Source organism: Streptomyces venezuelae, from assembly GCF_008642355.1.
In the GTDB taxonomy this organism is placed as follows: domain Bacteria; phylum Actinomycetota; class Actinomycetes; order Streptomycetales; family Streptomycetaceae; genus Streptomyces; species Streptomyces venezuelae_B.
Genome location: NZ_CP029193.1, coordinates 905,615 through 917,642 on the forward strand (window position 1 = coordinate 905,615; position 12,028 = coordinate 917,642).

At 73.0% G+C, this 12,028-nt stretch carries 10 protein-coding genes and 1 pseudogene; 5 read left to right on the forward strand and 6 right to left on the reverse strand.

Features of this window, described 5'->3' with window-relative positions; genetic code table 11:
- On the forward strand, positions 1–1,341 hold the full coding sequence (locus tag DEJ47_RS03935; protein WP_150164960.1) for a maltokinase N-terminal cap-like domain-containing protein: 1,341 nt from the start codon (positions 1–3) through the stop codon (positions 1,339–1,341).
- 52 nt (positions 1,342–1,393) lie between these two features.
- Positions 1,394–3,631 carry a 1,4-alpha-glucan branching enzyme gene (gene glgB, locus DEJ47_RS03940; protein WP_150164962.1) on the forward strand — a complete coding sequence of 746 codons (2,238 nt, stop codon included), beginning with the start codon at positions 1,394–1,396 and terminating at the stop codon, positions 3,629–3,631.
- A gap of 3 nt (positions 3,632–3,634) precedes the next feature.
- Here glgB and DEJ47_RS03945 read toward each other — a convergent pair whose 3' ends face one another.
- The 4 genes from DEJ47_RS03945 to DEJ47_RS03960 all read right to left on the reverse strand — a co-directional run bounded on the left by DEJ47_RS03945 (position 3,635) and on the right by DEJ47_RS03960 (position 6,955).
- Entirely contained in the window at positions 3,635–4,360 is a 726-nt protein-coding gene (locus DEJ47_RS03945) for a nucleotidyltransferase domain-containing protein (protein ID WP_150164964.1), read from the reverse strand.
- Between the two features lie 117 nt (positions 4,361–4,477).
- On the reverse strand, positions 4,478–5,518 hold the full coding sequence (locus DEJ47_RS03950; protein ID WP_150164966.1) for an NAD(P)-dependent alcohol dehydrogenase: 1,041 nt from the start codon (positions 5,516–5,518) through the stop codon (positions 4,478–4,480).
- A gap of 4 nt (positions 5,519–5,522) precedes the next feature.
- Positions 5,523–6,317 (reverse strand): SDR family NAD(P)-dependent oxidoreductase, encoded by a 795-nt coding sequence (locus DEJ47_RS03955; RefSeq protein WP_150164968.1) that lies wholly within the window; start codon positions 6,315–6,317, stop codon positions 5,523–5,525.
- 14 nt (positions 6,318–6,331) lie between these two features.
- Positions 6,332–6,955: a TetR family transcriptional regulator gene (locus DEJ47_RS03960; RefSeq protein WP_150164970.1), complete on the reverse strand. Its 624-nt coding sequence runs from the start codon at positions 6,953–6,955 to the stop codon at positions 6,332–6,334.
- Positions 6,956–7,150: 195 nt separating this feature from the next.
- Between DEJ47_RS03960 and DEJ47_RS03965 the strand changes: the two genes are divergently transcribed.
- The 3 genes and pseudogenes from DEJ47_RS03965 to DEJ47_RS03975 all read left to right on the forward strand — a co-directional run bounded on the left by DEJ47_RS03965 (position 7,151) and on the right by DEJ47_RS03975 (position 10,478).
- Positions 7,151–8,131 (forward strand): helix-turn-helix transcriptional regulator, encoded by a 981-nt coding sequence (locus DEJ47_RS03965; protein WP_161235749.1) that lies wholly within the window; start codon positions 7,151–7,153, stop codon positions 8,129–8,131.
- A 49-nt stretch (positions 8,132–8,180) separates the two neighbouring features.
- Positions 8,181–8,894: pseudogene (locus DEJ47_RS03970) on the forward strand (dioxygenase); the annotation flags it as partial.
- A 96-nt stretch (positions 8,895–8,990) separates the two neighbouring features.
- The gene (locus DEJ47_RS03975) at positions 8,991–10,478 is read left to right on the forward strand and encodes an FG-GAP and VCBS repeat-containing protein (protein ID WP_150164974.1); all 1,488 of its coding nucleotides are present in this window, start codon (positions 8,991–8,993) and stop codon (positions 10,476–10,478) included.
- Positions 10,479–10,497: 19 nt separating this feature from the next.
- On the opposite strand, the gene DEJ47_RS03980 is transcribed toward DEJ47_RS03975, so the two are convergent.
- Both DEJ47_RS03980 and DEJ47_RS03985 read right to left on the reverse strand, forming a co-directional pair.
- Positions 10,498–11,457 (reverse strand): GNAT family N-acetyltransferase, encoded by a 960-nt coding sequence (locus DEJ47_RS03980; RefSeq protein WP_150164976.1) that lies wholly within the window; start codon positions 11,455–11,457, stop codon positions 10,498–10,500.
- A gap of 65 nt (positions 11,458–11,522) precedes the next feature.
- Positions 11,523–11,948, reverse strand: coding sequence for an ATP-binding protein (locus DEJ47_RS03985; protein WP_202456707.1), 426 nt, complete (start codon positions 11,946–11,948; stop codon positions 11,523–11,525).
- Positions 11,949–12,028: the final 80 nt, after the last annotated feature.

Consider the following 12,028-nt stretch of genomic DNA (forward strand, 5'->3'; position numbering starts at 1 on the left):
ATGCTCAAGACCGCAACGCAGTCGCGCGAAAGCCTCAGCCCGCCGCTGCTGCTGGCGTCGCTGGCCGGAGTGCTGCAGAAGTGGCTGCCCGAGCAGCGGTGGTTCGCCGGCAAGGGGCTGCCCGTCACGGAACTCGCCGTGGTGTCGATGACCGAGCTGCACCCGGGCTGCCTGCACCTGCTGATCCGCTCCCGGCACGCCGGGTCCCGCGACGACTGCTACCAGCTGCTCCTCGGTGTCCGCCGGGACCTGCCGCCGCGCCTCCACCACGCCGTGGTCGGCCGCCCCACCGAGGGCCCCCTCGCGGGCCTCACCGTGTACGACGCCCTCCACGACCCCCGCTCCGCCACGCTGCTCCTGGAGCGCCTGCGCACCCCGGGCACGGCGGGTCCGCTGCGCTTCGAACGCGACGTGCAGACCGTGGTGCCCCCCAACCTCACCGCCCGCGTTTTGGACGGCGAGCAGTCCAACACCTCACTGGTGTACGGCGATTCCTTCATCCTCAAGCTGTTCCGCCGCATCCAGTACGGCGTCAACCCCGACCTCGAAGTGCCGTGGGCGCTCGCCGGTCAGGGCTGCGCCCGAGTGCCGTCCCCCGTGGCCTGGTTCTGGACGAGCGAGCCGCGCAAGACGACGCTCGGCGTGCTCCAGCCGTTCCTGCGCGGCGCGACCGACGGCTGGACGCTGGCCCTCAAGTCCCTCGCCGCGGGCCGGGACTTCACCGACGAGTCGTACGAACTGGGGCGCGCCACCGCCGAGGTGCACCTGGCCCTGGCGCGGGTCTTCGTTCCGGACATCCCTGACCGGCACGGCGGCCGACACCTCGCCGAGGGGATGATGTCGCGCCTGGACACGACCGCCCGGCAGGTGCCCGCGCTCGTTCCGTACGTGTCCCGGCTGCGGGCCGCCTACGACGCGGTCGCCGCGCACGGCCCGGTGCGCCCGCCCCAGCGGATCCACGGCGATCTGCACCTCGGCCAGGTCCTGCGGGCCGGGCAGCGGTGGTTCGTCATCGACTTCGAGGGCGAGCCGGCCCGCCCGATCGCCGAACGGCGGCGCGCCCAGGCGACCGTGCGCGACGTGGCGGGCATGCTCCGCTCCTTCGACTACGCCGCCCACGCCAGGCGCCCCTGGCAGCCCCGGTGGGCCCGCCGGTGCCGGGAGGCGTACTGCGCGGGGTACGCCGCGGAGGCGTCCTGGGACCCGCGGACGGAGGCCGGACTCCTGCGCGCCTACGAGACGGACCGGGCCGTGTACGAGGCGCTGTACGAGGCCAGGCACCGTCCGGACTGGCTGCCCGTGCCCATGGCGGCGATCGCCCGTCTCGCGGAGGGCCGCTGACCCACCGCACCCGCCCGCCGCCCCTGCCCCGCCCTGAGGAGACCTGACACCCGTGGCCATCATCGACACGTCCACCGCCGACCCCGCGCCCGCCCTCCGTGCCGCGTACGCGCCGCTCGACGACGAGAGCCGCGGCCGTCTCCTCGCGGGCACGCACCACGACCCGCACGCCGTGCTCGGCGCCCACGCGGTCGCGGGCGGTGTGGCCTTCACAGTGCTGCGCCCGTACGCCGAGGCGGTGCGGGTCGTCGTCGAGGGGCAGGAGGTTCCGCTCCATGACGTGGGCGACGGGCTGTTCTCCGGTCTGCTGCCGCTCGGCTCGATCCCCGCGTACGAGCTGAGGGTGACGTACGACGGCGTGGAGACCGAACTCCAGGACCCGTACCGTTTCCTGCCCGCGCTCGGCGAACTCGACCTGCACCTGATCCGCGAGGGCAGGCACGAGGAGCTGTGGAAGGCGCTGGGTGCGCACCCCATGACGCACGAGGGCGTCACGGGCACCCGCTTCACGGTGTGGGCGCCGAACGCGCTGGGCGTGCGGGTGTGCGGGGAGTTCTGCCACTGGGACGGCACCGCCCACGCCATGCGCTCCCTCGGCTCGTCCGGGGTGTGGGAGCTGTTCCTGCCCGGCATCGGCGAGGGCGACCTGTACAAGTTCGACATCACCCGCCCCGACGGCACACACACCGTCCGCGCGGACCCGATGGCACGCCGGGCTGAGGTGCCGCCGGCGACGGCGTCCGTCGTCACGCGGTCGACGCACGAGTGGGCGGACGCGGAGTGGATGGAACACCGTGCGGACCGCCCCGTCCACCGGTCGCCCTTCTCGGTGTACGAGGTCCACCTCCCGTCCTGGCGGCCGGGCCTGACGTACCGCCAACTCGCCGACGAGCTCGCGGCGTACGTCTCCGACGCGGGCTTCACGCACGTGGAGTTCATGCCGGTGGCCGAGCACCCGTTCGGCGGATCGTGGGGATACCAGGTCACCGGGCTCTACGCGCCGACCTCCCGCCTCGGCACGCCCGACGACTTCAAGTTCCTCGTCGACGCGCTGCACCGGGCGGGCATCGGCGTGATCGTGGACTGGGTTCCCGCGCACTTCCCGAAGGACGACTGGGCGCTCGCGGAGTTCGACGGCAGGCCGCTGTACGAGCCGGGTGACCACCGGCGCGCCGAACACCCCGACTGGGGCACGCTCACCTTCGACTACGGCCGCACGGAGGTCCGCAACTTCCTCGTCGCCAACGCCGTGTACTGGTGCGAGGAGTTCCACATCGACGGCCTGCGCGTCGACGCCGTGGCCTCCATGCTCTACCTCGACTACTCGCGCGAGGACGGCCAGTGGGGACCCAACGAGCACGGCGGCAGGGAGAACCTGGACGCGGTGTCGTTCCTCCAGGAGATGAACGCGACGGTGTACCGCCGCTGCCCCGGCGTCGTCACCATCGCCGAGGAGTCCACGGCCTGGGACGGCGTCACGCGGGCCACCCACGACAAGGGCTACGGGGAGCTCGGCGGCCTCGGCTTCGGCCTGAAGTGGAACATGGGCTGGATGCACGACTCGCTGGAGTACATCCGGCACGAGCCGGTGCACCGGCAGTACCACCACAACGAGCTGACCTTCTCGATGGTGTACGCGTACAGCGAGAACTACCTCCTGCCGATCTCGCACGACGAGGTCGTCCACGGCAAGCAGGCTCTGGTGTCGAAGATGCCCGGCGACTGGTGGCAGCAGCGCGCGAACCACCGCGCCTACCTGGCCTACATGTGGGCCCACCCCGGCAAGCAACTGCTCTTCATGGGACAGGAGTTCGCGCAGGGTGCGGAGTGGTCGCCGGACCACGGCCCCGACTGGGGCCTGCTCGACCCGGCGTACCCCGCGGAACCGGACCACAACGGGGCGCGGCGCCTGGTGCGGGACCTCAACCACCAGTACCGGGACGCTCCAGCCCTGTGGGAGCAGGACACGGAACCCGCCGGGTTCGCCTGGATCGACGCGGACGCCGCCCAGGACAACGTGGTCGCGTTCCTCCGCCACGCCGCCGACGGAACACCGCTCCTCGCCGTCAGCAACTTCTCCCCGGTCATCCGCCGCGACTACGCACTGGGCGTCCCGGAGTCCCCGGTCACGTGGCGGGAGACGCTGAACACGGACGCGGCGTGCTACGGCGGCGGCGACGTGCGCAACACGGCCCCGCTGCGCGCGCGGCCGGAGCCCACGGGCACCTTCCCCGCCCGCCTGCACGTGACCCTCCCCCCACTGGCCACGCTGTGGCTGCGCCCCGCGTAGACCTCAGGACCGCCACCGCTGCGCGTATCCCTCCCGCAGGGGCCCGCCGTACAGGTGGAGCACGTCTTCGACGGCGGCGGTGAGCGGCACCGGGTCGGCCCGCTCGGCCACGCACCGATGCCCGTCGAGCAGAGCCTTTCCGCGCGCGGGGTCGGCACCGAGGAGCCTGCGGGGCAGCCACTTGCCGACGCCTGTCCAGGCGTTGTGGTGGGCGGTCAGGAGGTGCGCCGCCTTGCCGAGCGCGAGGTCGGCGACGGCGAGCTGTTCGTACCGCTGGTCCGGGGCGGTGTCGGCGAGGTCGTCCATGAAGCAGGTGAGGGCGTAGCGGTCGCGTTCCCGTTCCCCGGGTGTGAGGGGCGGCGGCCCGTCGGCGAGGACGGCGCGGGCCCGGCCGCGCGTGCGGGCGAGATGGCCGTCCGGGTCGAGCAGCGGCAGGCCCTCGGCGTAGACGAACAGGACCGTGCCGCGGCGGCGGTTGCGGTCCCACGCGAAGAACTCCGGCACATCCGCGAGCGTGGTGAGGAACAACTCGGCGGGACGCCCTTCGTGGCGTATCACTTCGCGGCGGCTGACGTCGGAGTCCGGCAGGAGCACGGCCACATCGAGGTCGCTCGTCGCGGCGGCACGCCCCTGGGCGGCCGAGCCGCCGAGGACGGCGCCGAGCGCGTCGGGAAAGCGCTCGGCGACGAGCCGCGAGGCCTGTGCGGTGGGGCTGTGGTGACTGTTCATGGGCGGTCATGGTGCCAGGGCGGGTGCGTGTTTCCGGTAAGAGGCCCGTGCTCGTCCGGCCTGGTCGGCACTGGACCGGACCAAGAACCCCGACGTCTCCGCCCCGGCGGGCGGCCTCTAGCCGCCCGGCAGGATGACCGCCCGGCCGTGCACCCGGCCCGCGTGGAGGAGTTCGTACGCCTTCGGGGCGTCCTCCAGCGCGTACGTCTCCACGTGGACGTCGAGCACGCCGGACCTCGCCAGGTCCAGGACCTCGATCAGCTCCGGCCTGCTGCCCCAGTAGGGGGCGCGGAAGGCGGCGTCGAAGGGGGTCGCGCCGAAGCCGACGGACGCGGTGCCGCCGCCGATGCCGACGAGGGTGACGTCCGCCTCCACGGCGGCGCACGCGGCGGCCGTCGCCGCGGTGGGCGGCGCCCCGACGAAGTCGAACACCGCCTGGGCACCCAGGCCGCCGGTGAGTTCGCGGACCCGGCCCGCTGCCGCCGCGTCGGACAGGACCGTTTCGTGGGCGCCGACCTCGCGGGCCAGCGTCAGCTTCTCCTCGGTGACGTCGAGGGCGATCACCCGTGCCGGGGTCAGCGCGCGCAGCAGCTGGATGGCGACGTGCCCGAGGCCGCCGGTGCCGATGACGACGGCGGTGCTGCCGGGCGTCAGCTTGGGCAGCGACGTCTTGACCGCGTGGTACGGGGTGAGGCCGGCGTCGGTGAGCGGCACCGCCGTCACGGGGTCGAGCCCGTCCAGCGGCACCAGGTGGCGCGGGTCGTCCACGATCATGTACTCGGCGATGGCGCCGGGCGCCCCGAGCCCCGGCGGGCGGATGCCGAGGTCGGCGGCGCGGGTGCAGTAGTTCTCCTTGCCCTGCGCGCACATGAGACAGGTGCCGCAGCCCCAGGGCCCGTAGACGGCCACGGAGTCCCCGGGCGCGAGCCCGGTCACGCCGTCGCCGAGCGCGGCGACGGTCCCCGCGCCCTCATGGCCGAGGGTGAGCGGCAGCGGGAAGCCCAGGGCTTCGGCGGGGCGGCTCATCACGGCGATGTCGGAGTGGCAGACGCCGGCGGCGGTGACCTTCAGGAGCACCTGGCCCGGGCCGGGCTCCGGGCGCGGGACGGTGACCACCTCGGGGGCGGCGCCGACGGCGCGGTACTGGAGGGCCTGCATCGTCTCAACGTGCCGCATAGCCGCCGTCCACCAGGTGGTAGCTGCCGTTGATGAACGACGCGTGGTCCGAGAGCAGGAACAGCGTGAGGTCGGCGACCTCCTCGGCGGTGCCGAGACGGCCCTGCGGGTGGAGGGCGACGAGGCGGTTGCGCTGGTCCTCGTCGCCCTGGAGCAGCGGGGTGTCGATGAAGCCGGGTGCGACGGCGTTGACGCGGACGCCACGGGCCGCGTACTCGACGGCGGCGGTCTTGGTCAGGCCGACGACGGCGTGCTTGGCGGCGGAGTACGCGGCGGAACCCGCGAAGCCGTTCGTGCCGAGGATCGACGACATGTTGACGACGGCGCCGCCGCCCGCGGCGACGAGGTGCGGCAGCTCGTACCGGAGGGAGTAGAAGACGCCGTTGAGGTTGGTGTCGATGACGCGCTGCCAGTCCTCGACGCCGTATTCGCCGGTGGGGGCTGTGGCGCCGGCGATCCCGGCGTTGTTGACGGCGAGGTGCAGGCCGCCGAAGGTCTCGACGGTGAAGTCGACGGCGTGGCGCACCGATTCGGGGTCGGTGACGTCGACGCGCACGGCGGCGGCCCGTGCGCCTCCCCCGGTGAGCGAACGGGCGACGTCGTGGGCGCCCTGTTCGTTGAAGTCGGCGACGACGACGGCCGCTCCGGCCGCGGCGAGGCGGCGGGCGACCGCCAGGCCGATGCCGGACGCGGCGCCGGTGACGAGGGCGGTCTTCCCGGCGAAATCCGGGGCGGTGGCGGTGCCGGGCGTCGTGCTGTGCGTGGTGGTGCTCGTGCTCATGGTGGTGCCTGGTTTCACGTGGTGGTCGTGGTGGTGGGTGCGGGTTCGTCGGCCAGGGCCGCGAACGCCGCGTCGATGAGGTGCGGAAGGGTGCCGTTCTCGCCGGGGGCGATCCAGAACCGCACGGCGGTGCCGAACGCGCCGACCGCCAGCGAGACGGCCAGCGCCGGGCGCAGGTCGCGCTCGGCGTCGAGTCCCAGCCGCTCGGCGACGATCGAGACCGACGCGGCCTTCGCCTCGTCCTGCACCCGCAGGTAGGCGGGCAGCAGCGACGGCTCCTCGTGGAGCAGCCGGAGCAGGTCGGCGGAGCGGGGCAGGCGGTGCCAGGCGGTCGGTTCGTCGTCCAGCCAGTTCCGGAGTGCCCGGTGGTAGGCCGTGAGGGGGTTCTCCCCCGCGGGGCGGGCGGCGAGCGCCGCGTTGATGCGCGCGTAGTCGACGCGGAGCGCGTCGACCACGGCGTCCTCCTTTCCCGTGAAGTACCGGGAGAAGGTGCGGCGGGAGACGTCGGCGCGGTCGCTGATCGTCTCGACGGTGACCTGGTCGAGGCCGTGGGTCAGGGCCAGGTCCACGGCGGCGTTCGCCATGGCGGCCCGGCTCTCCTGGACCTTGCGGGTCCGGCGGCCCTGTGTGCTGCTCATGCTTCGACTGTACGCCTCGAAGTGTCCCAAGGGGACACTTGTCCCCTTGGGACAAGGGTGAGACGCGCCACCCCGAGGCGACGGTCGGCCTGTTCGCACTCCTGCCGACGGACGCCCGCTCGTGCCATCGTGAAGACGGACCGGCAATTGGTACGGACCAATCGAGTCGATACCGACGCCCCGAGGAGCGTGCACATGCGCGGCACAACGGTCTTACCCGGCGAGGGGAACAACGGAGAGCCGGGCGAGGACGGCATGCCCATGCACCGGCTGCAGGTGCCGATGCCCAACGCGCTGCCCTTCGCCATCGGCACGTTCGACAGCATCGGCCCCATGTCGCGCGCCCCGTTCCCGCACCGGCACACCTTCCACGAGATCGTCCACGTCACCGGCGGCACCGGCCTGCACGTCGTCGACCTGGGCCGGTTCCCGCTGCGGCCGCCGAACCTGTGCTTCATCGCCCCCGGCCAGGTCCATCACTGGGAGGACGTGACCGGCCTGGAGGGCCGGGTCATCCTCTTCACCGACGACTTCCTCGTGGACCACCCGGCCGACCGGCACGTCCTGCGCACCCTCTCCCGCCGCTCCTGGCTCGACCTGTCCGGGGAGGCGGCGGAGGAGACCGCACGCCTGGTCGCCGAGCTCGATGGCGAGTACCGCTCGGGGGCCACCGGGTTCCACAGCGTCCTGCGGGCGCTGCTGCACGTCCTGGTGGTGCGGGCGGCACGGCTCCCCGCGCCCCGGTCGCCGGTCGAGGCACCCACCCCACCGCCCCTGCCCGATGGCCCGCCCCACTCACGTCCCGGCTCGGTGGCCGCGGACTTCGTGACGCTCATGGGCACCCCGGAGGGGGCCCTGCAGTCGGTGCGGTCCTGCGCGGACCACCTGGGCGTCTCGGTGAGCTACCTCAGCGAGGTGGTGAAGGCGGAGACCGGCAGGACACCCGGCGAGCTGATCCGGCAGACCCGGGTCCACGAGGCCAAACGGCTGCTGCTGCGCACGGAGTTGACGGTACGCCAGGTCGCCGGACGGGTCGGCTTCAAGGACCCTGCGTACTTCTGCCGCTTCTTCCGCCGCGAGACCGGCGCGAGCCCCGGGGACTTCCGGCGCGGCGGTGGAGATATTCACCACGACCACCGGCTCGAGTCCATCGCCGGACCTGCCTCCCCCGCATAACTTCATAGCCGATCCGGAACCACCGACCCCCACAGGCTCAGGAGGAGCGATGGACCACGAGACCGGCAGCCCCGGAGACGGCATACCAGGCGCGGACGACGCCCGGGGCACGGGCGGCACCCCCGCCGCCGACGGCGTGAACGGCAACAAGGGCCCCAGCCGCAAGACCGTCCTGCGGGCCGCGGCCGCGCTGGGCATGGCCGTACCGGTGTCCCTCATGGGCGTACCCGCACTGGCCAGGACCGCCGGCGAGCGGGGCGAGGCACCGGAGCTCACCCCCACCTGCGACGACGGCGACGACCCGACCATTCCGCAGATGGAGGGGCCGTACTTCAAGCGCAACTCCCCGCAGCGCACCTCGCTCATCCAGGCCGGCACCCCCGGCGTGCGGCTCACGGTCACCGGCTACGTCTTCGGGCGCGCCTGCAAGCCGATCTCCCAGGCCCTGCTGGACTTCTGGCAGGCGGACACGTACGGGACGTACGACAACGTCGGGTACCGCTTCCGCGGGCACCAGTTCACCGACGCCAACGGCGCGTTCAAGCTCACCACGATCGTGCCCGGCCTCTACCCCGGCCGCACCCGGCACCTGCACGTCAAGGTGCAGGCCCCCGGGCGTCCGATCCTCACGACACAGCTGTACTTCCCCGGCGAGCCCCGCAACAACACGGACACGATCTTCGACCCGCGCCTCCTCATGAACGTACGCACCGTCGGCAACACGAAGGAGGCGGACTTCGACTTCGTCCTGAACGTGCCGCAGTAACCCCGCGAACAGCCGCCGGGCCGCGTACAACCTTGGGCGCTCGCCACCGGTCAACTGATCGGTCGTGAACGTCCGAGGAACAGAGGAAGTCGTATGTCGCCCGCACACCGCAGAGTCCTTCGCACCATGCCCCTGATCGCCGCGTCGCTGTTGGTGGGCAGCGGCCTTGCGGCCCTGACGCTGGGGCAGGGCAGTGCCCGCGCGGACTCCGCGGTGCGGGCGACGGACGACTTCGACGGCGACGGGTTCGCGGACCTGGTCGTCGGCGCGCCCGGCGGCACCGTCTCCGGCCGGGCGAACGCCGGGTACGTGGTGGTGACGTACGGCTCCGAGGACGGCCTCGACCCGGCCCGCAAGAAGGTCATCAGCCGTGCCACGAGCGGCGTGCCCGGACCGGCCACGGCGAAGCAGGAGTTCGGGCGGACGTTCACCAAGGGCGACCTGGACCACGACGGATACACCGACCTGGTCATCGGCACCGAGGGCCGGGGCTCGGGGTCGGGCGCGGTGGTTCTGTGGGGCTCCGCGTCCGGCCTGACCGGCGGCACCGCGATCGCCACGTACGGATTCGCGCCGCAGGCCGGGGACTTCGACGGCGACGGCACCACCGACCTCGCGCTGTTCGGCAGGGTCGGCTCGCACGGCGACGACCCGGTCGCCCAGGGCGCCCGCCTCTGGAAGGGCCCGATCGCGCGCACCGGCACGCCGGCCGCGACCCTCGACTTCATGGACCCGTCGGAGTGGTGGAGCTACGAGGGCGACGAGCGGCCCGACCCCTCCTGCCGCGCGAGGCCCGAGGTCTGCGTCGACGGTCCGCTGTCCGTGAAGGGCCCGGTGGTGCCCAAGGGGGTCGGCGACGTCAACGGCGACGGCCGCGCCGACATCGTCATGAACGACTACTCCGGCGACGGCGAGTGGGGCAACAGCGTCCTGTACGGCGGCGCGACCGGGTTCAAGCGGGGTGACGCGCCGGGCGCCGGCGACGCCCTGGGCGTCGGCGACGTCAACGGCGACCACTACGACGACGTGGTCGCGGGCGCCAGCGACGAGGACGGCAAGGTGACGGTCTCCTACGGCTCGGCGGACGGCCTCAAGGGCGACGTGCAGAAGTTCGACCAGGACCTGCCGGGCGTGCCGGGCGCGGAGGAGAGCGGGGACGCGTTCGGCGGTTCGCTCGCGGTCGGCGACGTGACGGGTGACGGCTACGCCGACATCGCGCTCGGCGTGCCCGGTGAGGACGTCCGGGACGTCACGGACGCGGGCGCCGTCGTCCTGGTGCACGGCGGCGCGGCCGGCGTGACGGGCACGGGCGCCCAGGCCTTCCACCAGGACACGGCGGGTGTCCCCGGCGTCGCCGAGAAGAACGACCTGTTCGGCGCGGCCGTGTCACTGCTCGACGTCACGGGCGACGGACACGGCGACCTCGCGGCGTCGTCCGTCGAGGAGAACGCCCGCGCGGGCGCCCTGTGGTCGCTGCGCGGCACCGCCACGGGCGCGACCGCGACGGGCTCGGTGGCGTTCGGACCGAAGGACGTCGACGCGCCGAACACGGCGGCGCTCTTCGGCAGCGCGCTGCGGTAGCCCCGGAGAGGGCGGGAACTCAGGCGGCCGGGCGGATCAGCTCCCAGGTGTCGACGGCGTGGTCGAGCGTCATGCCGTGACGTTCGTACAGGGCGAGCGCGCCGCTGCTGTTGTCGGTGTCGACGCCGAGGCCGATCCGGTCGCGGCCCAGCGCGGCGTAGTGCCCGAAGGCGTGACGCAGGAGATGGCTGCCGATGCCGCGCCCGCGGGCCTCGGCGAGGACGCCGAGGTTGCCTATCCAGCCCGCCGACGAGGCAGGGTTGTCGCGGGTGCGCATCGCGGCGACGTCGCCGATTCCTTCGACGTGGGCGACCCAGATGAGGGACCAGTCGACGTTCTCGGCGTCGATGTCGTCGAGCCACTGCGCGTAGGTGCGCGGCTGGTGGTCGAAGTGCTCCGTGAAGCTCTCCTGGAGCAGCACGTGGGCACGCCTGCGGTCCTCTTCGCTGAGGCAGGGCCGCAGGGCCACACCCGGAGGTGCCTGCGGCAGCGGATCCGCGTCCACGCCGACCCGTCGCTCCAGCACCTTGTAGTGCCGGACGGTCCGCCAGCCCCGCGCCCGCAGGTCCGCCGGGTCCAGAGTGGGCTTGGTGGTGAGATCCAGATGCACCACCGCCCGCGCCGCGCCGTTGGCCGCCGCGCGCTCCGTGGCACGTGCCTCGAGCAGGCCGAGGAGGTGCAGTGCACCCTGCGGGCGGCCGGGAAGGACGTAGTGGTCGCCGTTGACGCGTTCGCCGCCGGATTCGTCCCACACCAGCGCGTACCCGACGAGCAGGTCACCGTCGAAGAGCAGCCAGGAGTCCCGCTCCAGGTCCACGTCGGGATGCTTCAAGTCGGCCTGGACAAGAGCCAGTTCGGTGTCGGCGCGGCCTATCTCCAGCAGGTCGACCTCGTTGAGCAGCACGCACACGGCCTCGGCGTCGTCGAGCGTCGCCGGGCGCACGGTGAGCCCCTGGGGCGGTGTGGGAGACGTCGTCATGGGTCCACTGTCCGTGGGCGGGGCCCGGGCCCGCAACGGACTTTTCCCGTCCTCCCCGCCGTCTCTCAGGCCAGCACCGCCCGCACCGTCTTCCCCCCGCGCTGCGCACCGACGACTTCCAGCCGGTGGGTCAGCAGCCTGACCATCGCCAGGCCGCGCCCGCTCTCCTTCTCCGGGTTGTCCATGCCGTGTTTCTGGAACCGCGGATGCTCGCGACCGGCGTCGGTGACCGCGACGGTCACCCGCGCGCCGGACACCTCGACGCGCAGCCTGCAGCCGCCGCGTCCGTGCCGCAGCGCGTTGGACACGAGCTCGGAGACGATCAGTGCGGCGTCGTCCATCCGTTCCGCGTCCACCTCGGTCTTGCGGCGCCGGGACCCGGCGAGGAACGCCGAGGCCAGGCGCCGCGCCCGGCCCGCCGACGCGGGCTCCTGCGGCAGCGCGTACTCCACCCGTTCCGTGGGCCGACGGGCGCGCTGGTGCGCACGCATGGCAGCTCACTCCCCTCCCCATAGAAAAACCGGCGTCCACCCGCGAACCATGTCGCCACCGGGGTCGCTGCTCATCCGGC